Origin of the sequence: Pareuzebyella sediminis (assembly GCF_008367235.1) — a bacterium.
Classification (GTDB): Bacteria; Bacteroidota; Bacteroidia; order Flavobacteriales; family Flavobacteriaceae; genus Pareuzebyella; species Pareuzebyella sediminis.
This window is the reverse complement of the sequence record NZ_VTZS01000004.1, coordinates 251328-275216: the sequence shown is the minus strand read 5'-3', so window position 1 is coordinate 275216 and position 23889 is coordinate 251328. Positions and strand designations below refer to the sequence as shown.

Annotated in this window: 20 protein-coding genes; 17 read left to right on the top strand and 3 right to left on the bottom strand. The window is 41.9% G+C overall.

The features are described 5' to 3' along the window. The gene (locus tag F2B13_RS15325; RefSeq protein WP_149276665.1) at positions 1-1200 is read left to right on the top strand and encodes a glutamate-5-semialdehyde dehydrogenase; all 1200 of its coding nucleotides are present in this window, start codon (positions 1-3) and stop codon (positions 1198-1200) included. A 30-nt stretch (positions 1201-1230) separates the two neighbouring features. Next, complete coding sequence (locus F2B13_RS15320; RefSeq protein ID WP_149304617.1) at positions 1231-2073, top strand: putative beta-lysine N-acetyltransferase; 843 nt, start codon at positions 1231-1233, stop codon at positions 2071-2073. Between the two features lie 1133 nt (positions 2074-3206). On the opposite strand, the gene F2B13_RS15315 is transcribed toward F2B13_RS15320, so the two are convergent. From F2B13_RS15315 to F2B13_RS15305, 3 genes are read right to left on the bottom strand one after another with little or no spacing between them, the layout of a single operon-like run. After that, a complete protein-coding gene (locus F2B13_RS15315; protein ID WP_198440147.1) occupies positions 3207-4961 on the bottom strand; it encodes a serine hydrolase domain-containing protein in 1755 nt (584 codons plus the stop codon). Positions 4962-4971: 10 nt separating this feature from the next. Next, positions 4972-5163 (bottom strand): helix-turn-helix transcriptional regulator, encoded by a 192-nt coding sequence (locus F2B13_RS15310; protein ID WP_149276662.1) that lies wholly within the window; start codon positions 5161-5163, stop codon positions 4972-4974. Between the two features lie 2 nt (positions 5164-5165). Next, complete coding sequence (locus F2B13_RS15305; protein WP_149276661.1) at positions 5166-5648, bottom strand: hypothetical protein; 483 nt, start codon at positions 5646-5648, stop codon at positions 5166-5168. A 673-nt stretch (positions 5649-6321) separates the two neighbouring features. On the opposite strand from F2B13_RS15305, the gene F2B13_RS15300 reads away from it, so the two are divergent. The 15 genes from F2B13_RS15300 to F2B13_RS20770 all read left to right on the top strand — a co-directional run bounded on the left by F2B13_RS15300 (position 6322) and on the right by F2B13_RS20770 (position 23873). Next, entirely contained in the window at positions 6322-7539 is a 1218-nt protein-coding gene (locus F2B13_RS15300) for a site-specific integrase (RefSeq protein WP_149304615.1), read from the top strand. Between the two features lie 106 nt (positions 7540-7645). Next, positions 7646-8017 carry an ArsR/SmtB family transcription factor gene (locus tag F2B13_RS15295; RefSeq protein WP_149304614.1) on the top strand — a complete coding sequence of 124 codons (372 nt, stop codon included), beginning with the start codon at positions 7646-7648 and terminating at the stop codon, positions 8015-8017. A gap of 1 nt (position 8018) precedes the next feature. After that, positions 8019-8642 carry a mercuric transport protein MerTP gene (gene merTP, locus F2B13_RS15290; RefSeq protein ID WP_149304613.1) on the top strand — a complete coding sequence of 208 codons (624 nt, stop codon included), beginning with the start codon at positions 8019-8021 and terminating at the stop codon, positions 8640-8642. A 1-nt stretch (position 8643) separates the two neighbouring features. Then, positions 8644-8841, top strand: a complete 198-nt coding sequence (locus tag F2B13_RS20675; RefSeq protein ID WP_149304612.1) for a GDCCVxC domain-containing (seleno)protein — start codon at positions 8644-8646, stop codon at positions 8839-8841. 74 nt (positions 8842-8915) lie between these two features. Next, positions 8916-9335: an HYC_CC_PP family protein gene (locus F2B13_RS15280; RefSeq protein ID WP_138257795.1), complete on the top strand. Its 420-nt coding sequence runs from the start codon at positions 8916-8918 to the stop codon at positions 9333-9335. A 142-nt stretch (positions 9336-9477) separates the two neighbouring features. After that, positions 9478-13275: an efflux RND transporter permease subunit gene (locus tag F2B13_RS15275; protein ID WP_149304611.1), complete on the top strand. Its 3798-nt coding sequence runs from the start codon at positions 9478-9480 to the stop codon at positions 13273-13275. After that, entirely contained in the window at positions 13272-14489 is a 1218-nt protein-coding gene (locus F2B13_RS15270) for a TolC family protein (protein WP_119638282.1), read from the top strand. Before F2B13_RS15275 ends, F2B13_RS15270 begins: the two co-directional genes overlap by 4 nt. Before the next feature lie 2 nt (positions 14490-14491). Further along, positions 14492-16894, top strand: a complete 2403-nt coding sequence (locus F2B13_RS15265) for a multicopper oxidase domain-containing protein (protein ID WP_138257797.1) — start codon at positions 14492-14494, stop codon at positions 16892-16894. Positions 16895-16922: 28 nt separating this feature from the next. Further along, positions 16923-17519 (top strand): DUF3347 domain-containing protein, encoded by a 597-nt coding sequence (locus F2B13_RS15260; RefSeq protein ID WP_138257798.1) that lies wholly within the window; start codon positions 16923-16925, stop codon positions 17517-17519. Continuing rightward, a complete protein-coding gene (locus tag F2B13_RS15255) occupies positions 17520-17975 on the top strand; it encodes a heme-binding domain-containing protein (protein WP_138257799.1) in 456 nt (151 codons plus the stop codon). 73 nt (positions 17976-18048) lie between these two features. Continuing rightward, positions 18049-20592: a heavy metal translocating P-type ATPase gene (locus F2B13_RS15250; protein WP_138257800.1), complete on the top strand. Its 2544-nt coding sequence runs from the start codon at positions 18049-18051 to the stop codon at positions 20590-20592. 5 nt (positions 20593-20597) lie between these two features. After that, a complete protein-coding gene (locus tag F2B13_RS15245) occupies positions 20598-21305 on the top strand; it encodes a PepSY domain-containing protein (RefSeq protein ID WP_138257801.1) in 708 nt (235 codons plus the stop codon). Between the two features lie 19 nt (positions 21306-21324). Beyond that, positions 21325-21804, top strand: coding sequence for a DUF305 domain-containing protein (locus F2B13_RS15240; RefSeq protein WP_045802073.1), 480 nt, complete (start codon positions 21325-21327; stop codon positions 21802-21804). 6 nt (positions 21805-21810) lie between these two features. Further along, positions 21811-23520, top strand: coding sequence for an efflux RND transporter periplasmic adaptor subunit (locus F2B13_RS15235; RefSeq protein ID WP_138257803.1), 1710 nt, complete (start codon positions 21811-21813; stop codon positions 23518-23520). 44 nt (positions 23521-23564) lie between these two features. Then, the gene (locus tag F2B13_RS20770) at positions 23565-23873 is read left to right on the top strand and encodes a DUF6660 family protein (protein WP_045802071.1); all 309 of its coding nucleotides are present in this window, start codon (positions 23565-23567) and stop codon (positions 23871-23873) included. Positions 23874-23889 lie beyond the last annotated feature (16 nt).

Below are 23889 nucleotides of genomic sequence, written 5' to 3'. Positions count from 1 at the left end.
ATGAAAATATTATCAACAGAAACAAAGAATAACGTCTTAAAGTCAATGGCACGTATTTTGGAAGAAAACCGTGCGCCCTTGCTTGAAGCAAACCAAAAGGATCTTGATTTATTTAAACTTGAAGATCAGGCCCTATATGATCGGTTGGTCGTTACCGATAAGAAAATCGACGGGATGATCACCGCGGTCAATGAGATACTTTCTCAGGAAGACCCCGTGAACAAAACGATTTCTGGCCTCAAATTGAGCAATGGTCTAGATATTATCAATAAAACGGCTCCCTTTGGAACCATCATGATTATTTACGAGTCACGACCCGACGTGACCATAGAAGCCGCCGTAATTGCCTTTAAGGCCAACAATAAAATTTTACTCAAAGGAGGAAAGGAAGCTTTTCATAGCAATACGGTCTTGGTCAAATTTTGGCATCGGGCACTGAAAGAAAACAATCTGCCTGTGGATTATATTCAAATGCTCGTTATGAACAGAGCAGAGACACAAGAATTTCTTAAAAATCCGACCGAGAAGCTAGACCTGATAGTTCCAAGAGGTGGTGAACGTCTCATTGCTTTTGTCAAAGAACATGCGCAATGTGCCGTGCTGGTTAGCGGTAGGGGCAATAACTTTCTCTACCTAGACCCGCAGGCAGATTGGGGAAAAAGCATCGAGATAATTCTCAATGCAAAAACCCATAAAATTTCTGCCTGCAACGCTTTAGATAAAATTTTGATCAACCCAGATATGATCGACTACGAGAAAAGACTATCTGATTTAGGAGTTATCCTTAAAAGTAAAGGCATTGAAGTTCTGGTCGACGAAGAGGTAAAAGAAGTCTTAACGGACGAACCGGTCATTACAGATGAGACGATTTGGGAAGAGGAATTTTTGGCCATGAAGTGTTGCATTGGCTCGGTGGATTCGTTAGAAGAAGCTGTGGAGAAAATAAACAGATATTCGGGAGGTCACTCTGCCACCATCATGACCGAGAATAAGGGTACAGCACAAGAATTCATGGACCAAGTAGATTGTGCCGCGGTGTACCAGAATGCTTCTACCCGATTCACTGATGGAGGGCAAATGGGGGTTGGTGCAGAACTCGCTATTAGTACGGACAAGCTACATCATCGGGGGCCATTGGGCCTTAAACAACTCGTAACCAATAAATATTATGTATATGGTGATGGTCAAATTCGCGATTAGCAAGTAGAACTATTAAAATTAAATGGCCACATGCTCGATAAGACAGTAAAAATCGATGGCACTTTGATACATCAAGAAAAAAGAAATAGCCGTTTAGTGCTGACCCAGACTCCTGAAAGTAACTGGGAATCCCTTCTTCCCAAAGTCAAAAAGATGGCGTATGAAAATAAATTTGGTAAAATCGTGGGACGTGTTCCGGAAGGTGCCATAAAGACTTTTCAATTGAATGGGTATCGCATCGAAGCGAAAATACCAGGGCTATATAATGGCCATACCACGGGCTATTTCTTGGCAGACTATTTGAACAAAGACCGCATGTTCCTTGACAAGTCTCAACTTAAAAAATCGGAGTCAATCAGAGCCATGGCAAAAGCAGCCCAAGGCTCCGGAGAAAATATATCTGAACGTTTGCCGAGCAATCTATCGATTCAAGAATTGAATACAGGTGATATAGTTCAAATCGGCAAACTGCACAGGAAGGCTTTCTCGCCATCGTCATCACCCGTATACGAGCCTGAAAACCTACTCCAGTTGTTTAATCAGAATCATCTGTTCTATGGTCTATTTCGCCAAGACGAGCTCGTGGTGACAGCCTTGGTCAAACTTGATGAAGACGAATCGAATGTAGAAATACTTGATTTTGCCACGCATCCCAGTTATTGCGGCGAGAACCTGTCATACTATCTCGTACCGGAAATTAAGCGAAGTACCTCCATCTTGGGCTATAAAACAATCTATACATTGGTTAGGGCCAGTTCGTATGGCTTCAACATAACCCTTAGCAAACTTGGGTTTATATTGGCGGGCACCTTACTCAACAACACCGTTGTAGGAAATACCCTGGAAAATATGAACGTTTGGTACCTCAATTAAAACTTCCCTTTTCTTAAAATATTTTCATATAATCTGTGTTAGGATTAAAAACTTTTCAACAATTCGTAAATATTTAAGAAAATAATTTGTGAAATTTAATTTTTCATATTTATTTTTGGGAAATTCCAATTATATAAATCTTATTAACCGAAGTAATTTGAACCAATAAATAACCGCATAACCAAAATCACCCTTTACGCTAGTAATAGCTTGAGAAAATAAACGTAGAACTGAAATATAACCAAGGTGTGTAGTTTATGCTTTTATAAAACCCTGAACAAGAACCCCTAAAATCAATTAAAATGAAAATCCCCCAAAAAATACCAAGGCTTCAAGGGCCAGCAATCGGGTCATCCTTTTTGGAGTCCTTTTACTACCGATTTCCATAAATTATATTTCAAAATTCTTAAATTAGCCGATTTGTAAGGTAATAGCTACCGTATTTTTTTGTATAATACTACAGAGAATCGAAATTTGTAACATATTCTGCAAAATTACGTTATAGTAAAAACCGCAAATCCATAATCACTATAAACTAAGAATATCCGGCCTCATTTTCGGATATACCCCAAATATTTTGACATGAACAATAGTAAACCCGTTTTGACCTTTAGTAGCCGATTATCAGCCTTTTTATTGGTGTGGACCTCTATAGTGGTCACTCTTTTTATCTATATTTTTTAGAATCATATCGAAGGTGCTCGCCATATAATTTGGCGCGCATGTATTCTATACAGTTTCCGGCCATACTTAATCCCGACCCTCTTTTTTTGTGTGAGGATAAAAGTAAGGTATAAGTACCTTCCAAAAATTCAAGGCTACATTGCTACAGGTATAAAAGATCTTATCCTAATAGCATGATATAGGCCTTAGGGAAAATGGAGATACTCGAATACATAAACATCGTTGATCAGCCTAATAGGAGGCGCAACCAAATGATTGGGTATATGTCCTTCAAATTAAGGAGCATAGAGTTCTAATCACTTTTTAAGTTTCCTCGTTGTCAGCACTCTCATACGACTTTATACTGGCAAAGGAAGCTCACATTCCCTATATTTTAAATTAGCACTGTTTTCCTTATAGTCTTTGTCGATAACGAATCGCTATTACCTAGAATGTCTTACTTCGTTCGGTCAATACTCTCTTAAACAAAAACTCGCCTGTTTTATAAAAAGGCACTCTCTATGAAATTGGGCATTTATAGTATTCCACGGATACACTCCTCTCATTCCTATAAATTTCCCATTTCCAACAGGTATAAAAGTAAACTCTGGCCAAGGACCACTATAGTTCCCTTTGTATTTTCCATCTTCGTTCCAAACTAAATTCCAGTATTGGTTCCAATGTTTAAATTTAGCATATACAAATGTGGTATATGGACCATACTCATAGAATTTTGAACCATACGTATTCTCAAAAGTCCCTATGACAGTGAGCGACTGTAAATCGCCCATCCTTTGTATGCGATCAAGAAATAAACCAGTGAAGTCTCTGGAGTCAACGTTATTAGGTACCAGATTTTCAAAAGCATTTTCATCACCCAATTCCAGTCTTTTCATAACTTCTCTGGTGGTACTATTCAAATTTTCAAATTCAGCTTTTTGTTCAGTACTATGCTCCAACAATAAATCGAACGTACTTTGCCCATATAATTTTCCAATTAATCTAATGTCGTCGGCCATCAATTCAATTGAACCTGTTTCATTATAGTACCTACCCTCCTTTTTCCTTACAGTTACCGGCATAATAGAAAGATCAGAACCAATTTTTCGGGGAAACTTGAAGCTCCCTTCAAAGGCGGCCTTCAGAATATTGTCTTGTAGTGTATACACTGGAACTATGGAGCTATTACCATGAATGTAGAAAAAAAAATCCTTTTCGGGCAACCAAAAAAACTCTGAGGTGAAAATACCATTACTCCCGCTATGGGTAACCACTTTCCCCCATTTGGGATCATCATAAGTTACCAAACCGTAACCATATTTTGAATACCCATTGCTCTCGGGAACATAACCTGTGGTCCATATTTCAATATCTTTTTCATCTAAAACACCCTGACCGGCTAGCATTCTTGACCACCTCAACATATCCTCGGTGGTAGTATGCAGCCCTCCGTTTGCCCGCAGATGCCAATTTGGTCCGTCTCTTATCCAGCCCTTTTTGAAAACCTTCCCCCATTTTTGCCCTTTTCTATATCCAATCGCCATATTTTCCTCAACCCACTTAGGAATCACATAACCCGTGTTCTCCATTTCCATCGGTGCAAGCAAATTTTCATTTAAAAAGGTTTCGTAATTCACTCCGGCTGCTTTTTCTATGACTTTGCCCAATATAGAATAACCGGCATTCGAGTAATTATAAGCGGTACCTGATTCAAATTTCAATGGTTCTTTCATTATTCTTTTAAAAAATGTTTCAAACGTTATAGCCTCATCGTCAGGTCCCACTCCCGAAACCAATCCAGAAGAATGGGTCAAAAGTTGATGCAAGGTTATTTGTTGTTTGTCTTTTGGCACATTATCAAAATAAAGAGGTAGGCTATCATTTACCGACAATTGATGACGACTTTGCAACAGAAGTATTGCTGCCCCCGTAAATTGCTTTGTATTCGACCCATTGGATTGAACCGTTTGGGGAGTAAAGATTATTCGGTTTTCCCGGTCCGCATAACCATACCCCTTGCTTAAAATTATTTTATCCTTTTTACTTACAACAATGGCACCCGAAAAGCCCAAGGCCTCTATCCTTGATAAGTAATTATCAATACTCTTTCCCATACCAATGGGAACAGCTTCCGTGTTTTGCGCCCTAGCCAAGTACGTCACATTTTTAGAGACCCCAAGGCCAAAACATAACACGAGAGATAGTAAAATTTTTGGTACGCTCATTACTTTTATTTTAATCCAGGCTAAAAAGATCATCAACCTTACATTGAAGTATTTTGGCCAATTTTAGTCCTAGTTCCAATGAGGGGAAATATTTGTTGTTCTCAATGGCGTTAATGGTCTGCCTTGAAACATTCAGTTCTTTTGAAATTTGCTCTTGGGTAAATCCGAATTTTACGCGATATACTTTTAGATTATTCTTCACGCCTAGCTTTGATAATGTGTATACAATCTGTACTTGAATATCAAGTTAAAGAGTACTAGAATAGCGAAAAGATTAAAAACCAATACATACGAAAAGGTCAACTCATAAATCAAAAAGTTGGCCATAAGCACGAGCAGGTAATTCAGATAGAGCGAAAGTGTTAAACTTTCCGTTCGTAATTTGGCAATCAGTTCATCTTCAAGTTTCTCTTTGGAAAAGGAGTTGATAATTCCGGAAACGATAATGACTGCAATCAAAACTTCGTTAAGCAGGTCATTTTCTATCCATCGAAAACCATCCGATCCGTACACATTCTCGGTGTATTCCGTGATAACCGTTCTTTTAATAGAAAACAACGAATAAACCTTAAAAACGAAAAAACCTCCCTTAGATTCAGTTAAGAACGTGTAGATGGCAATCGGTAAGGTCAAATAAAAAATCCAACCAGAAAATCTTTTATACTTATGTGGAAAGAGTAGCTGCATCAATTTAACCTTTTCCTAAATGTATACTATTTTTTACATAATGTAAAATATTTTAGACATTAAGCGGTATTGATTTTATCCTATGCTCTCAATTTTCAGTTATGAAAAATACCTTTGAAGAGGAATAATTAGGAAGGACTAAAGCTGTGGCCCAATTCCCGATATTCAATATAAGAATCTCTATTTCAAATAGTTAATAAAAAAATAAACGCTCAATAGAAGAAAAAGGAAGGAAAAATTGCTAAAACCGATATTTCAAATTTCAGATTATTCTTTAAATCAAATCGAAGCATCCAATATCTGGCAAAACGAATACGATCATCAAAATTTCGCACCCGTATAGTACTATAACAAAAAAACCTCTCAGTTTTTGAGAGGTTTTAGCACTGCATATCTGCAGTTGAAAAAGTACGGGCGGAGAGACTCGAACTCTCACACCTCTCGGCACTAGATCCTAAGTCTGGTATATATTGCACCAATAAAACATAAATTAATTCATTTTCAATGACTTATGTTTTTGCTCATTTTATTTAAAGTCAATTAATATCAGTTAATATCAACATTTGTTGTACCTATGTTGTACCCAAAATTCCTAATAAAGACGTATCTTTAGAATGAATTTTTGACAAGATGTTGTACCTGATTTGGCTTTCGTCTCTAAACCAGGTTCAAAATGTCAACAAGTGCAAAAATAATTCTTCGCAAAAAGCCTAACGCAACAGGGCTGTATCCGCTTGCAATTAGGATAACCAAAGACCGTCGTTCAACTTACAAACACATAGGCCATTACATTGAATTAGAGGATTGGGACTCTAAAAACCTAAAGGTAAAAAAATCGCATTCTGAAGCTGAAAGCCTGAACAATTTGATAGCTTCCAAACTATCCGAAGCCAGAAAAGGGCTTATTGCATTACAGACGGATAATAAAGCTGCTACTGCTCGACAAATCAAAAAAGAAATATATAAGCCAACTTCGAGCTTAACTTTTTTTGATTTTGCTGACGAGCATCTTGAAGCCTTAGAAGCTGAAAAGAAAATCAATCGCCATTCTACAGATTCAGCTTGGGTGAGTTATATAGAAAAATACTGCTCTGGCCGACATTTGACTTTCCAAGAAATCGATGAGCGCTTTCTCAAAAAATTCAAGATTTATTTAAAAGGTTCTTGTTCATTAACTGAAACTACTGCAATGAATGTAATGGTCTTGATAAGGCTACTGTTTAATAGAGCCATTCGGGATAAAGTTGTTAGCAAGGAAATATACCCCTTTGGCAAGGGTAAGTTTAAAATCAAATTTCCCGAAACCACAAAAACAGGGCTTACAGGTAAAGAAATAAAAGCCCTTGAAAGTGTTGCTGAACTAACTAATATGGAAAGACATTCATTGAACGTTTGGTTGTTCAGTTTCTATTTTGCTGGAATGCGTGTTTCGGATGTGTTGTTTATAAGATGGTCCCAGATTTATGATGGGCGATTGCATTATAGAATGGGAAAAAATTCAAAGTTACTGTCCCTTAAAATTCCAGCTAAGGTTGAAAAAATCTTGCTACAGTACATTGAGGACAGAGTAAATGATGATGACTTTGTTTTCCCAGAAATGAAAAAAGCCGACTTATCTGATGCGAAAGACATATATCGAAAGAAAAAAGTAGCAAACAAAAAATTCAATGACCACCTCAAAAAGATTGCAAAAAGAGCAGGCATCCAGAAAAAAGTTACGATGCACATTGCTCGACATTCTTTTGGCAATATTGCAGGCGACAACATTCATCCACTAATGCTTCAAAAATTATATCGCCATACGGATTTGAAAACCACCATTAACTATCAAGCTAATTTTATTCATAAAGATGCTGACGATGCTTTGGACAGTGTGGTAAATTTTTTATAATAACATATTTTCTTAAAAACTCTAACCTATTAGAAAAACAAAATAAATATATTTAAGCATTTGCTTAAATAATTATATAATTGTAGCTTTACTCAAAATTGTAATTATGTCTCTTGAATTAAGTTGCACCCGTGCCGAGGCAGACCAGAAGCAATTGATGCGCTGTCGTGAGACGTTGAAAACAAGTTCAGAATCAATCAACAGTATTGGCAAGGTACTCGCCCTGACAGGTAATGAGACCAGACTGAAGATACTTTTCCTCTTGAACGAGGAAGGTGAACTTTGTCCTTGTGATTTCTCGGATATACTGGAAATGAGCGTACCCGCAATTTCGCAGCATATCCGTAAAATGAAGGATGCAGGATTGATAACTTCGAGACGTGATGGCCAAACGTTGTACTACTCCTTGGTCAAGGATTCAAGCAATGTGTTGGAAGGGATATTCGGCAAGCTTAAAGAAAACAAAAAAGTAGCATAGAATGAACACATCCAAATCATCAAATACAGCAGCGTACACCGGAATTTTCACAGCGGTCGCTGCCTCAGTCTGTTGCATCACACCAGTGCTTGCACTATTGGCAGGAACAAGCGGGATTGCATTTACCTTTTCTTGGGTAGAGCCTTTTAGACCCTATCTCATAGGCCTGACCTTATTGGTAATTGCATTTGCTTGGTACCAGAAGCTAAAGCCAAAATCACAGCACGAAATTGATTGTGCCTGTGAAGATGATGACCTGCCTGTCGGCAAGGCAGGGAAACCTTCCTTTCTACAATCAAAAACATTTCTGCTTATTGTGACCCTCTTTGCTGGACTGATGTTGGCATTTCCCTATTATTCCGGAATTTTTTATGCCCAACCAACCAAGGAAATTGTATATGTGCAATATGATAATATTGTTGAAAAAACCTTTACCGTCGAAAGAATGACCTGTACGGGTTGCGAAAACCACATTGAGAGAGAGGTCAACAAGTTGGACGGTATAATTTCCGTGGAGGCCAGCTATGAAGAGGGCAATACAAGCGTCAAATACGACCGCACCAAAGTAACTGAGGAACAAATTATAAAGGCTATCAACAGTACAGGTTATAAAGTTTCTGAATAATATGAAAAATACTATAATAAAATCCACCATTACTTGTCCCAAGTGTGGGCATCAAGAAGAAGAACAAATGCCTACCGATGCTTGTCAGTTTTTTTATGAGTGTAAAAACTGTAAGGAAGTAATTCGACCAAAGGAAGGCGATTGTTGTGTGTATTGTTCATATGGCACTAAGGCTTGTCCACCCGTTCAAATGATGTAAAATGTTGTGAATGAGTCAAATTAAAATTTCGTTAAACCCATTAAAAACTGTTAAAATTTTGTAATTTTGCATCGATGAAAAAGGTTTTCCATAAAATATTATCTGTTTTAATGGCATTTGTAGTGATGTTCACTACGATGTCATTCACGGTTGATATACACTACTGCGGGGACTCTTTGGTCGATTTTAGTTTCTTCACAAAGGCAGAAACCTGCGGAATGGAAAAGGCACAACCAACCACGGGTTGTGAAAATCCTTCAATGAGCAATAAATCGTGTTGCTCAGACCAAAAAATCGTGAAGGAAGGTAGCGACGACCTTAAAACATCATTCAACAAACTTACTTTTGAGCAACAAACCTTCGTTGCCACATTTTTCTACACCTATATCAATCTTTTCGAGGGACTTGATGAAAATATCGTTCCCTTCAAGGATTACTCGCCCCCCTTTATTGAACGGGACGTTCAGATACTCTACGAGACTTATTTAATTTGATTTTTAGACAGTAGCCCGATTCCGATACCCATCGGAACGGCACTAAGCCCAACGGTTATCCCGTTCTGGGCACGTTTTGTTGTATTCAACTTTTAGAATTGCAACAAGCCACAATTGTATAACTGTCTAATTATCATTTTATATGCTGAACAAAGGCATAAAATTCCTTATAGAAAATAAGCTCGTTGCGGTACTGATGCTAGCCCTTTTCGTGGGTTGGGGTATCGTGAACGGACCCTTTAATTGGGACACCGGAATATTGCCCAATGACCCTGTGGCTGTAGATGCCATACCCGATATTGGCGAAAACCAACAGATTGTTTTCACCAAGTGGCAAGGGCGCTCTCCTCAGGATATCGAGGACCAGATTACCTACCCGCTCACCACTTCCCTTCTCGGAATACCTGGCGTCAAGACCATTCGTAGTTCTTCGATGTTCGGGTTTTCCAGTATCTACATCATTTTTGAAGAGGACATCGAATTCTACTGGTCGCGTAGCCGCATCCTCGAAAAGCTCAATTCGCTACCCAGCGGTCTGTTGCCCGATGGTGTCAATCCCGCCTTGGGCCCGGATGCCACGGGATTGGGACAGATTTTTTGGTACACTCTGGAAGGTCGTGACAAAGAGGGAAACGTTACAGGTGGATGGGATTTACAGGAACTACGAAGCATACAGGATTACTACGTAAAATATGCGCTCTCTTCTGCAAGCGGTGTAAGTGAAGTGGCATCCATTGGCGGATACGTTCAGGAATACCAAGTGGATGTTGACCCCGAAAAGATGCGGCAGTACAACATCGGTCTGGCGGATATTGTAAAGGCCGTTAGGGAAAGTAATCAGGACATCGGTGCGCAAACCTTGGAAATGAACAAGGCCGAATACCTGGTGCGCGGTCTGGGGTACGTAAAATCCATAGCCGATATAGAAAATGCGGTAGTCGATTCCGAGAATTTCACTTCCATCAGGATAAAGGATGTAGGCAAGGTACACTTGGGACCAGCTACACGTCGCGGCATTTTGGACAAGGAAGGTGCCGAAGTCGTGGGCGGTGTGGTAGTTGCCCGTTACGGTGCCAATCCGCTGGAAGTCATCAATAATGTCAAAGACCAAATCGACGAGGTAAGCTCGGGGCTTCCTTCAAAAGAACTGGCCGACGGTAGAACCTCCCAAGTCACTATTGTCCCCTTTTACGACCGTACCGAACTCATTCAAGAAACCTTGGGTACGCTCAACGAGGCCCTGACCTTGGAAATCCTGATTACCATTTTGGTCATTATCATAATGGTTTTCAATCTCAGAGCATCCATATTGATTTCTGGATTATTGCCCGTGGCGGTGTTGATGGTCTTTATCACGATGAAGCTCTTTAATGTGGATGCGAACATTGTGGCACTTTCGGGTATCGCCATTGCTATTGGTACGATGGTAGATGTCGGGGTCATCCTTGCCGAAAATATGATTCGACATCTGGAAGATGAAGACTTGCGGGTAAACAAAAACGGTCAACCCTATACAACAAACGAAATCGTTTACAACGCCACATCCGAAGTTTCCGGCGCTATTGTTACTGCTGTAATGACTACAATAATTAGTTTCCTTCCGGTGTTTACGATGATTGGTGCTGAAGGGAAACTCTTTCGACCATTGGCATTTACCAAAACAATGGCATTGGCCGCTGCACTCGTTATTGCCCTATTCCTTATACCGCCATTCGCAGCCACTTTCTTTAGAAAGACCGAAATGCGGGAACGGCTCAAATATGCCATCAATGGGCTTTTAATCCTTTTGGGAATCACCGCAGTGATTTTTGGGTATTGGATAGGATTGGTACTTGTCGCTTTTGGCTTGGTAGCCATTTTATCGATGCGTGTTACGCTTTCGCGAAATCGAGCTGGCGAGATTCACGACCAAAGGGAGAGCGTAGCGGTAAAGCAAAAAAATCTCATCAATACGGCTATTGCCACAATCGCAGTTGTATTCCTATTGGCTGAATACTGGCGACCGCTCGGCTTCGACCGCAGCCTGATTATGAACCTCATTTTTGTAGCGGTAAGCTGTTTTGGTGTTCTGGGCATCTTTTCGCTACTCAGAAAATACTACGATAGCATCTTAAGATGGGCATTGCAAAACAGATTGCTGTTCTTGATAATTCCCACCACATTGCTGGTTCTCGGTTTCTTCATAATGCGCAACACGGGTAAGGAATTTATGCCAGCGCTCAACGAGGGTTCGTTCCTGTTGATGCCTACCTCGCTACCGCACTCAGGTGTAGCCGAAAATAAACGGGTCTTGCAACAATTGGATATGGCGGTGGCCACCATCCCTGAAATCGAGACCGTGGTCGGAAAGGCAGGCCGCACCGAATCCGCGCTTGACCCGGCACCGCTTTCGATGTACGAGAACGTGATTCAGTACAAGTCGGAATATATGCGCAACGCTTCAGGGGAACGGCAACGCTATCGGGTAAACGACGACGGACTTTTTGTATTGAAAAATGATAGGTTCCATATTAATCCGAACAACGAAGTAGAAAACGATGCCAGTTATGAAGCATCCCAATTGCAAACTACCATCACAAGAAACGAATTGATTCCCGATGATGATGGCGAGTACTACCGAAACTGGCGACCTGAAATCCAGAGCCCGGATGATATCTGGAACGAAATCGTCAGGGTCACTAAACTGCCCGGTATTACTTCCGCCCCTAAGTTACAGCCTATCGAAACCCGATTGGTGATGCTGCAAACGGGTATGCGCGCGCCAATGGGCATTAAGGTCAAGGGGCAGGACTTACGGGAAATCGAAGCTTTCGGCTTGGAACTCGAAGAAATATTGAAACAGGCCGAAGGTGTAAAAGAACAGGCCGTATTTGCCGACCGTATCGTGGGCAAACCCTATCTGTTGGTGGATATCAAACGGGAACAGTTGGCGCGTTACGGGGTTTCGATTATGGACGTACAGGAAATCCTGCAAGTGGCCGTAGGTGGGATGCCCCTGACCCAAACAGTCGAAGGTAGGGAACGCTACGCCGTTAGGGTACGCTACCCACGAGAGCTGCGTGATAATCCGACCGACCTAAAGAATATCTACGTTCCCGTGGAAAAAGGAAGCCCCGTTCCCCTTGGCGAACTCGTGGACATCCGGTATGAGCAAGGTCCGCAGGTCATCAAAAGTGAGGACACCTTCTTGGTCGGCTATGTTTTATTTGACAAGCTGGACGGCTTTGCCGAAGTGGATGTGGTGGAAAATGCCCAGGCCTTGATTCAAGAAAAGATAGACAGCGGCGAACTGACCGTACCCAAAGGCATCAGCTACAAGTTTACGGGCACCTATGAAAACCAGTTGCGTGCAGAGAAAACCCTGTCCATCGTGGTTCCGCTATGCTTGATTATCATATTTCTCATTCTATACTTTCAGTTTAAATCGGTCACCACCTCATTGATGGTATTTACCGCCATTGCCGTAGCATTTGCAGGTGGCTTTGTGATGATTTGGCTCTATGGACAAGACTGGTTTCTCAATTTCAATTTGTTCGGTGAGAACCTTCGCGAGTTGTTCAATATCAAAACTATCAACCTGAGCGTTGCGGTCTGGGTCGGATTCATCGCACTCTTTGGTATTGCTACCGATGACGGTGTGGTGATGGCAACCTATCTCGACCAATCTTTCGATAAGGAAAAACCGAATGACAAACCGGGCATTCGTCAAGCTACCCGTGAAGCGGCAGGCAAGCGTATCCGTCCCTGTTTGATGACGACCGTAACGACCGTTCTTGCCTTGTTGCCAGTGCTAACATCCACCGGAAAGGGAAGCGATATAATGATTCCAATGGCCATTCCCATTGTGGGTGGGATGCTCATTGATGTAACCTCATATTTCCTGTTGCCCGTACTATATAGCTGGCGGGAAGAAAATCAACTTAAACGAGCGAGCAAATGAAAAATGTAAAAATCATCATCGGATTATTGCTTGTTTCTTTTTACGCGGAAGCGCAAGAGCTTCAATCTTATATACAGGAAGCAGAAGCGAACAATCCAGATATTCAGGCTTACGAGCTGCGGTACAATATCGCCGAAGAAAAAGTGAACGAAGTCAATACGCTACCTAATACTGTGGTAAGCGCAGGATACTTTGTAAGCGAACCCGAAACCCGAACGGGTGCGCAACGGGCACGATTTTCGATTTCGCAGATGTTGCCGTGGTTCGGTACGATAACGGCACGGGAAAACTATGCCAGCTCAATGGCGGAAACCGAGTTTGTTGAAATTGCCATTGCCAAACGAAAACTGGCACTTTCGGTCGCCCAATCCTACTATCAACTATATGCCATCAATGCGAAACAGGATGTACTGGACGAAAACATCCAACTACTACAAACTTACGAACGGTTGGCATTGACCTCTGTGGAAGTGGGCAAGGCTTCCGCAGTTGATGTTCTACGGTTGCAGATTCGCCAGAACGAACTGCAACAACAAAAAGAGGTCTTGCAGGAGGAGTATTTGGCGGAACAGGTCAGCTTCAACAATCTTTTGAACCGAAAGGAAAGCATTGCCGTTGAAATCGTCCCAGAAATGACCATCCCAACGGAAGACCCGATATACAGCGATGAAGGATTGGCGCTTAATCCCGAACTGCTCAAATATGATAGACTTTACGAGTCCATTGAACAATCCGAATTGCTGAACCAAAAGGAAAGTGCCCCGAACATCGGTTTTGGATTGGACTATGTACCCGTTTCCGAACGTCCCGATATGACCTTTAGCGACAACGGCAAGGATATCGTGATGCCAATGGTATCGCTGTCCATACCTATTTTCAACAACCGCTATTCATCGGTTTCCAAACAGAACGAACTGAGACAACTGGAAATCGAATCACAAAAAACAGAGCGTTTGAATGTACTTGAAACCGCTTTCGCGAAAGCAAAATCACAGCGCAATCAAGCCCGTATTCAGTTCAATACCCAAGAAAAGAGTTTAATGCAGGCTAACGATGCCGAGGAAATATTAATAAAGAATTATGAAACGGGAACCATCGATTTTAACGATGTGCTGGACATTCAGGAATTGCAACTGAAATTTCAGATGAACCAAATCGAATCCATAAAGATGTATTACGTGCAATCAGCACTTTTAAACTATTTAATAAATTAAAAATGAAAATATTACAAATCACCACCCTATTGCTGTTTTCTTCTACTGTATTTGCCCAAGTAGGCACAAACGGTGCGGACAGAAATGAAGAAGGTAGACCTGTCAAGGAGTATAACTTAACCATTGAAGAAAATGAAATGACGCTCGCTGGTGTAACAGCAAAAGGAATGACCATCAATGGTAGTATTCCTGGACCAGTCTTGGAATTCACCGAGGGCGACCTCGCCATTATCAATGTTACCAATAAAATGGATGTGGAAACCTCTGTACATTGGCACGGGTTGATATTACCCAATTTTTACGATGGCGTTCCCTATTTGACCACGCCACCTATTAAACCAGGAACAACTTTTCAATACAGAATCCCAATCAACCAATCAGGCACCTACTGGTACCATTCCCACACGATGCTACAGGAGCAAAGCGGTGTTTATGGGTCTATTATTATTCACCCAAAAGAAAAAACTCTGGAATATGACAAGGATTTGGTTGTGGTACTCTCTGATTGGACCAACGAAAATCCTATGAATGTTTTGAGAAACCTTAAAAGAGGTAACGAGTGGTATCAGGTCAAAAAAGGTACGGCGGTTCCTTTGGGCAGGGTTATCAAGGAAGGCGCATTTGGTGCACAACTGAAATTTTGGAGAGACCGTATGGAAGGAGCAGATATAGCCGACATCTATTATCCGGCATTTCTGACCAATGGAAAATCATTGGCCGAGTATCCCGAATTCAAAACAGGCGAAAAAGTACGGCTTCGCTTTATCAATGCATCCGCCTCTACCTATTACTGGATGGATTTTGGCGGTGGCAACCCTATGGTCGTTGCGGGCGATGGTATTGATGTGGAACCTGTACCTAAAAGCCGTTTCCTTTTTGGTATTGCCGAAACCTATGATGTTATCGTAACCATCCCTGAAGGTACTTTGGAAGTTACCGCCACCGCTCAAGACGGTTCTGGTAGCACCTCGTTGCGCTTGGGACAGGGAAGCCTGTATCCAGCAAAAAGAATTGAGAGACCGGACAAGGTTGCAATGATGAAACAAATGGCCAAAATGGATATGAAGATGGGCGCCCCTGCAATGGTGGGTAACAAAAAGAAAAAAACACCCGAGTTTTTGAAGGAAAATTACGGGATGAAAATGGATATGAAAGATGGCCAGATGAATATGGGAATGCAAGACAAAATGTCAATGAATAAAGGCGAAATGGGCGACAATATGAAGATGGACGACCATAAGCAAATGAAGATGGATAAAAAGATGGACGGTATGGCAGGAATGAAAAAAGATTCAATGCCAATGAAATCTACCGAACCTTCGCATATGATGGGAGGCCATATGGGGCACGATATGCCTATGATGCAAAAAGACACTTCCTCTTTTGATTACGATACCCGTAAAACCTATTTCAACTATGATTTCTTAAAAGCGAAGGAAAATACCACCTACAAGGCTGATTTGCCCGTAAACGACATTCTATTAAACCTGACCGGAAATATGCAACGCTATGTGTGGAGTATTAACGGTGTGCCACTTTCAGAAACGGATAAGATTAAAATCAGGGGTGGTGAAGTAACCCGCATTACCCTTAACAACCTAACGATGATGCACCACCCGATGCACCTTCACGGGCATTATTTTAGGGTAATCAATGAAAATGGTGAGCGCTCGCCGTTGAAACACACCGTCAATGTGCCACCGATGCAGAAAGTGGTTATCGAGTTCTATAACGAGGAGTATGGCGATTGGTTCTTTCACTGCCACATCCTGTACCATATGATGGGCGGTATGGCTCGCGTATTCAGCTATGATACCCCAAGGGATGAAAGGATGAAAAACTTTCCCGTTCAAAAACTGATTGACGAAACAGACCATTACTATTCTTGGGGATTGTTGCGTGCAGGCTCAAACTTTAATGAACTATTTCTGATGTCAAGCAATATTCGGAATGAATTTGGTTTAAGAGCAGAGTTCGATTATAACAAAAACCTTGAAGCCGAAGTAAACTATAATAGGTATCTCAATGATTGGGTGCGCCTCTATGTAGGAGTAAATACCGAAACTTCTACACCCGACTCGTATGACACCTTTAATACAGTAGGTCTAATTGGTGTAAAATACTTTACGCCTTACCGATTTAATGTAGATGTGAGTGTAGACCATCAACTGCGCCCAAGGATACGTCTCGATAGGGAACTGTTGCTTTTTCCACGCTTTTTCCTTGAAGGGGAATACGAATACCGGGCAGACTTTGGTTGGGTGAACGATATAGGCGATACATCCTATCAGGGCGAAACGCAATGGTTGGTGGGAACCTCTTATATCCTATCCCGAAATTTTTCAATACAAGCAAATTACAATAACCGATATGGCTGGGGTGGCGGTCTTTTAGCCCGATTTTAACAAAGTAACAATTTAAAACAAACACAAAATGAAAACAGTAAAGAGAACGATAGGTACAATGGCACTTGCTACCGTAGTGATGGTAACAGTTTCCTGCAAGGACGGAAATAAGAACGAACCCGCCAAGCCAATGAGCAATGAAATACATCAAGAAAAGATGGATGATAAGGAAGATATGGCTATGGATAACAGCCAAGATGCCAAGGCAGAAGCGATATTGAAGGACTATTTCAACTTGAAGGACGCTTTGGTCAACGATGACAATTCCAAAGCAAAGGAACTGGGCAACACCTTGGCACAATCGCTCAAATCCTTTGATGCATCGAGCTACTCGGACAGCGAGCAGAACGAACTAAACGATATCATTGAGGATGCCACCGAACACGCCGAGCATATTGGCGAGAGCGATATAGCCCACCAACGCGAGCATTTTAAAACGCTTAGCAAGGATATGACCGATATGGTGGCGATAACGGGAACTTCAATGACCATTTATGAGCAGTACTGCCCAATGTACGATAACAATAAAGGCGGTGCTTGGCTAAGTATGAATGAAGAAATCAGAAACCCCTATTTCGGTGCCCAAATGCTAAAATGTGGTAAGGTGCAACGTGAAATCAACTAAGTGAAAATAGTAAAAATCATAGCGTGGATAGCATTGGTTGCCTTTGTGGTCATCCAGTTTTTTCCTGTGGACTATAACCAGAGTGAAACCGTACCACAAACCGATTTTATGCTCGTGAACAATGTACCTGCAACGGTAGAACAATCGTTGCAGGTTTCCTGCTATGATTGCCATAGCAATAATACCGATTATCCTTGGTACAGCAAGGTACAACCCTCTTCTTGGTACTTGGAACATCATATCAAAGAAGGAAAGGCAGAGCTGAATTTCAACGAATGGGGCAACCTTTCCGACCGAAGGAAAAATAGCAAATTACGGTCTATCATAAACCAGATTGAGGATGGGGAAATGCCTTTGGATAGTTACACGCTAATTCATCGGGATGCAATTTTTTCTGAGGCGAACAAAACAGCAGTAATTGACTATATGAATAAACTAAAAGATAGCTTGGAATAAAGTCCTGCTGCGGGAAGGGTAGTATGATGGTTCGTAGTAACCCTTTCCGTAACAGACACAAATTAGTAAAGTAATGAAACACACCTATCACATACACGGAATGACCTGTAACGGTTGCAGAACCCACGTCGAGAAAACGCTCTCTAAAGTGGACGGTGTAATTGATGTATTGGTCGATTTGGAAAAATCTGAAGCGGTCATTGAAATGGAATCGCATATTCCTATCGAATCATTTCAGGAAGCTCTAAAGCAAGATGGTGGTTCGTATAGCATTCACAAATCTGGCAAACATCATCACAAGGATGATTCGGCTAAAGTTAATACTGAGCATAGTCGAAGTACGAAAGCGAAAAAGCAAAAACCAAAAGGCAAGGGAACCGGAACGTTCTACTGCCCGATGCACTGTGAAGGCGATAATACTTATGACAAGCCAGGCGATTGCCCTGTCTGTGGAATGGATTTGGTGGAAGAGCAAAGCTTTTCCGCCAGTTCCCGCAGCGAACAATGGACGTGCCCAATGCATCCTGAAATTGTAAAGGATGAACCGGGAAGCTGCCCCATTTGTGGTATGGACTTGGTACCGATGAAGCCAGATTTGTCCGCAGAGGAAAAAACCTATAAAAAACTGCTCAAAAAGTTCTGGATAGCCACGGCCTTTACACTGCCTATTTTCATCATTGCGATGTCCGAAATGGTCAGCAACAATCCGCTATACGATATTTTGGAACTGAAATACTGGAACTGGATTCAGTTTGCACTTTCCCTACCCGTGGTGTTCTATGCCACTTGGATGTTCTTCGAGCGTGCTTATCGAAGCATAAAAACGTGGAACCTCAATATGTTCACGCTCATTGGCATCGGTGCTGGTGTAGCTTGGTTGTTTAGTGTATTCGGGATGCTGATGCCGGACTTTTTCCCAGACCAGTTCAAGACCGAAGCGGGCACCGTACACGTGTATTTTGAAGCGGCCACGGTCATTCTCACGTTAGTTTTACTTGGCCAACTATTGGAAGCCCGAGCCCATAGCAAGACAAATTCCGCGGTCAAGGAACTTTTAAAACTGGCGCCAAATAAGGCAGTTAAAGTCGTGGATGGTGAGGAACAGGAAGTGGCCATCGACCAAATTGAATTGGGCGATATTCTTCGGGTAAAACCGGGCGATAAAATTCCCGTTGATGGTGTTATCACCGAAGGCGAAACATCCATCGATGAATCGATGATAACGGGCGAACCCATTCCAGTCAACAAGTCAACCGATGATAAAGTCAGTAGCGGAACTATCAACGGCAACCAGTCTTTCCTTATGAAAGCGGAAAAGGTAGGTTCCGACACTTTGCTTTCACAAATCATCCAAATGGTCAATGATGCCAGTCGTAGCCGTGCGCCTATCCAAAAACTGGCCGATACCGTTTCAGGTTACTTTGTGCCCATCGTGGTCATCATCGCCGTAATCACTTTTGGGATTTGGGCAATTTGGGGACCAGAACCAGCTTATGTGTATGCCTTGGTCAATGCCATTGCCGTTTTGATTATCGCCTGTCCCTGTGCATTGGGATTGGCAACACCGATGTCCGTGATGGTCGGTGTGGGTAAGGGTGCACAAAATGGGGTGCTCATCAAGAATGCAGAGGCACTTGAAAAAATGGATAAGGTAGATACCCTTATCGTGGATAAAACGGGAACGATTACCGAAGGAAAACCCACGGTGGAAAAAATGGGGTCTTTTGATAACGGTTTCAGCGATAGCGAAGTACTGCAATACATTGTTTCCCTGAATAATCAAAGTGAGCATCCCCTTGCGGAAGCCACCATCAAATACGGCAAAGAACAAAAAGCTGATTTCTTAAAAGCCGACGGGTTCAATGCCGTAACCGGTAAAGGTGTTGAAGGTAATGTAAACGGTAAAAAGGTGGCTTTAGGAAATGCCAAAATGATGGAATATGCAAAGGCGACGCTTTCCAAAGAAATGGAAGAAAAAGCCCAATTCTTCCAAAAGCAGGGCAAAACCGTTTCCTATCTCGCGATTGATGGAAACCTTGTCGGTTATGTAGTAATTGGTGATAAAATTAAGAAAACGAGTGCCAAGGCCATCAAGGAATTACAGGACAAGGGAATCGATGTGATTATGCTCACGGGCGACAACCACGATACAGCTCAGGCAGTGGCCAACGAACTCAATCTTGCAGATTTTCAAGCGGGAATGCTTCCCGAAAACAAATTGCAGGAAGTTGAAAAACTACAAGAAAATGGAAAAGTCGTGGCGATGGCAGGTGACGGTATCAATGATGCACCTGCTTTGGCAAAAAGCGATGTAGGCATCGCAATGGGAACGGGTACTGATGTGGCCATAGAAAGTGCTGCCATTACTTTGGTCAAAGGCGACCTACACGGTATTGTCAAGGCAAGAAATTTAAGCGATGTGGTAATGCGAAACATTAAGCAGAATCTGTTTTTTGCGATGATATACAACACCTTGGGAATACCCATTGCTGCGGGATTGCTCTATCCATTTTTTGGGATTTTACTATCACCAATGATAGCTGCTTTGGCGATGAGTTTCAGTTCGGTTTCGGTCATAGCCAATTCGCTTAGGCTTAAAGGTTCAAACATTGATTAAGTTATATGGTAAAAAGAAAAACAGCGATAAAAATTAGAAAGGTACACCGCTATTTGGGCATCTTCTTGGGCATCCAGTTCTTGATGTGGACGATAAGTGGGATGTATTTTAGTTGGACAGACATTGACGAAATACACGGTGACCAATTTCGGCAAGACCCAGTAAAGGCATCTGCTTTTACAAGTTTGATAAGTCCATCCGAAGTGAATCTTGAAGAAGCAATAGTCTCGGTAGAACTTCGGGAAATCGGTGGTAAACCTTTTTACTGGATTAATGACAAACAGCTCTTTGATGCCAAGACAGGCAAAGTAAAGAAAGTAATCTCAGAAAGTGAAGCTCTGAAAATCGCTGAACGGAATATGTTGCCGGAACTTCAAGTAAAAGGAATCGAGCGCATCGAGCAAGTAGGCAGCCATAGCGAGTATCGTGGCAGACCGCTTCCGGCCTATGTCATCAGCTATGAAACACCTAAAAACATCAAGGCCTACGTTTCCGAAAAAGATGGCGCATTCCAAACGCTACGTCATCGGGATTGGCGTTGGTTCGACTTTCTATGGATGACCCATACGATGGATTATGAAGGTCGCGACGATTTCAATACAACCGTACTACGTGCCTTTTCCCTACTTGGATTGATTACCGTATTGAGCGGGTTTTTGTTATGGTATATCAGTTCACCAACAATCAGAAAAATAAAAAAGAGAAACAAATAACACCAAAAATTCAAAAACTATGGAACATTCAAAACACGCAAACAAAGGAAAATACAGAACATTTTTTATGATGCTGGCTTGCTCATTTGTAGCAATGTACATCACAATGTATCTCAACACCTATGAACTCGACCACGTATGGTTCAGCCTAACGCGCTTCTATATGGTCTGTCTGGGCATAGCAGCAATGGCAGTCATTATGTGGTTTTTTATGCGGAAGATGTACACCGACAAGAAAAAGAATATTGCCATTCTTTTAGGTAGTTTGGTCTTGTTTTTTGGGGCATTGTTTTTGGTTCGCGACCAAAAATCCACAGTAGGTGACGTACTATGGATGAAAGCAATGATACCGCATCATTCCATCGCTATATTGACCAGTGAACGAGCGGACATCAAAGACCCAGAGGTGAAGAAACTGGCAGAAGAAATCATCAAGGCACAGCGCAGGGAAATTGCCGAAATGAAAGAAATGATTGAACGATTACAGAACGAAAAATAAATAGCTATGAACAAGAATTTCATATATATCGCTATTGCAGTCGTTGTCGGACTGCTTGGTGGTTGGCTCATTTTCGGTGGCTCATCGGAAGAATCTATGACAGATAAGCACGACCATTCCACAGAAGCGGAAGGTCAAATGTGGACCTGCTCGATGCACCCCCAGATTATGCAACCCGAACCAGGTGATTGTCCCATTTGCGGAATGGATTTAATTCCTGCGGAATCAGGTGCTGATGGACTTGCAATGAACGAAATAAAGATGACCAAAAATGCGATGGCATTGGCGGACATCCAAACATCCATCGTGGGAAATGCTTCTGTAGATGATGAGAATATGATTTCCCTTTCGGGAAAAATCAAGATGAACGAGGAAGAAAATGCGGTGCAGGCCAGTTATTTCGATGGTAGAATTGAACGGCTCAACGTCAATTTTGAAGGTCAGGAAGTACAAAAAGGGCAATTGTTGGCAACCATTTATGCACCTAATCTGATAGCTGCTCAGCAAGAATTGATTACTGCGGCTTCGCTAAAAGAATCGCAACCCTCACTATACAAGGCGGTACGCAACAAACTGAAACTTTGGAAACTCTCGGAAGCCCAAATCAATAGCATAGAGGAATCCGGCAAGGTCAAAGAGAACTTTCCGATTTATGCGACCGTATCCGGAACGGTTTCAGAAAAAATGGCTGCCGAAGGCGACTATGTAAAACAGGGACAGCCCATTGTAAAGGTGAGTAACCTAAACTCTGTATGGGCGGAATTTGATGCCTACGAAAACCAGATTTCAGAGTTTAAAAAAGGGCAGAAAATTTCAGTAACGACAAATGCTTATCCAAATAAGGAATTTGATGCAACGGTCTCATTTATAGACCCTGTTCTGAATACCCAAACCCGCACCGTAACCGTTCGGGCCAATCTCAAAAATAGCGATGGAATGCTAAAACCCGGAATGTTCGTAACTGGCAAAGTAGAAGGAACAACGGTAAATACGGAATCAAACCTGACCATACCTGCAAGTGCTGTGATGTGGACGGGTGAACGGTCTTTGGTGTACATCAAAACCAACGCCAACGAACCTGTTTTTGAAATGCGGGAAGTTACTCTTGGCAATCGCAATGGCGATATGTTTACGGTTACATCCGGTTTAAAAAATGGCGATGAGATTGTGACCAATGGCACTTTTACCGTAGATGCAGCTGCGCAATTGCAGGGGAAGAAATCGATGATGAATCAAAGTACTGAAGAAGAGAAAGAAATGATGGCGATGGAAATGTCACTTTCAACTTCTTTTCAAGAACAGTTTGTGAAGGCTTTGCCGTCATACCTTGAACTCAAAGATGCTTTGGTAGCGAGTAATGCAGAAAAAGTTTCCGATTTTGCGAAAGTATCTTCCGAAAAAATGAAGGTGATATCACAAAAAGATTTGGACAAAATGCTCAAAACCCATCTATCCAAAAGTATTGAAATGCTGGATGCCATTGCAAGTAATTCTAATTTAGAAAACCAACGTAGTCATTTCGTCATTCTCAATGAAAATTTGGTTGCAATAGCAATGAATCTCGAAAGCATTGACAACCCCCTATACGTTCAAAAATGCCCAATGGCAAACAACAATAAAGGTGCGGTTTGGTTGAGCACCGAAGAAGAAATCCGTAATCCTTATTATGGTGATGCAATGTTAACGTGCGGTAGTGTGATTGATTCGTTGAAATAGGACTTTGCAACCCTGTTGCACCGAAATTCTGTTATCTTTGCATCGTGAAAGTTTTGGCAATCATATTATCGATTTACTTCTTGGCGCTCAATGTGGTGCCTTGTAGCGATGTTGGTGATGTCGCCGACGATTCCCAAACCGTTTCAGTAGTTGATTTTGATGGTGACCACGGTGACGATTGCGAACTTTGCTCACCGTTCTGCCAGTGCCACTGCTGTCACGTTCACACGATACACTTTGGTATTGCTAACTTCGAACCGCTTCAAGCGACCATTCCACAGGATAACTTTGCCCACTTCGACAGTATCGGTAAGGATATTACTTTCTCTCTCTTTCAGCCCCCGCAGGTTTAATTCAGTTTTACAGGAT

Bases quoted from the DNA above. Each gene is read 5' to 3' on its own strand.
- F2B13_RS15325 (WP_149276665.1), top strand. From the start codon at position 1: ATGAAAATATTATCAACAGAAACAAAGAATAACGTCTTAAAGTCAATG.
- F2B13_RS15320 (WP_149304617.1), top strand. From the start codon at position 1,231: ATGCTCGATAAGACAGTAAAAATCGATGGCACTTTGATACATCAAGAA.
- F2B13_RS15315 (WP_198440147.1), bottom strand. From the start codon at position 4,961: ATGAGCGTACCAAAAATTTTACTATCTCTCGTGTTATGTTTTGGCCTT.
- F2B13_RS15305 (WP_149276661.1), bottom strand. From the start codon at position 5,648: ATGCAGCTACTCTTTCCACATAAGTATAAAAGATTTTCTGGTTGGATT.
- F2B13_RS15300 (WP_149304615.1), top strand. From the start codon at position 6,322: ATGTCAACAAGTGCAAAAATAATTCTTCGCAAAAAGCCTAACGCAACA.
- F2B13_RS15295 (WP_149304614.1), top strand. From the start codon at position 7,646: ATGTCTCTTGAATTAAGTTGCACCCGTGCCGAGGCAGACCAGAAGCAA.
- merTP (WP_149304613.1), top strand. From the start codon at position 8,019: ATGAACACATCCAAATCATCAAATACAGCAGCGTACACCGGAATTTTC.
- F2B13_RS20675 (WP_149304612.1), top strand. From the start codon at position 8,644: ATGAAAAATACTATAATAAAATCCACCATTACTTGTCCCAAGTGTGGG.
- F2B13_RS15280 (WP_138257795.1), top strand. From the start codon at position 8,916: ATGAAAAAGGTTTTCCATAAAATATTATCTGTTTTAATGGCATTTGTA.
- F2B13_RS15275 (WP_149304611.1), top strand. From the start codon at position 9,478: ATGCTGAACAAAGGCATAAAATTCCTTATAGAAAATAAGCTCGTTGCG.
- F2B13_RS15270 (WP_119638282.1), top strand. From the start codon at position 13,272: ATGAAAAATGTAAAAATCATCATCGGATTATTGCTTGTTTCTTTTTAC.
- F2B13_RS15265 (WP_138257797.1), top strand. From the start codon at position 14,492: ATGAAAATATTACAAATCACCACCCTATTGCTGTTTTCTTCTACTGTA.
- F2B13_RS15260 (WP_138257798.1), top strand. From the start codon at position 16,923: ATGAAAACAGTAAAGAGAACGATAGGTACAATGGCACTTGCTACCGTA.
- F2B13_RS15250 (WP_138257800.1), top strand. From the start codon at position 18,049: ATGAAACACACCTATCACATACACGGAATGACCTGTAACGGTTGCAGA.
- F2B13_RS15245 (WP_138257801.1), top strand. From the start codon at position 20,598: ATGGTAAAAAGAAAAACAGCGATAAAAATTAGAAAGGTACACCGCTAT.
- F2B13_RS15240 (WP_045802073.1), top strand. From the start codon at position 21,325: ATGGAACATTCAAAACACGCAAACAAAGGAAAATACAGAACATTTTTT.
- F2B13_RS15235 (WP_138257803.1), top strand. From the start codon at position 21,811: ATGAACAAGAATTTCATATATATCGCTATTGCAGTCGTTGTCGGACTG.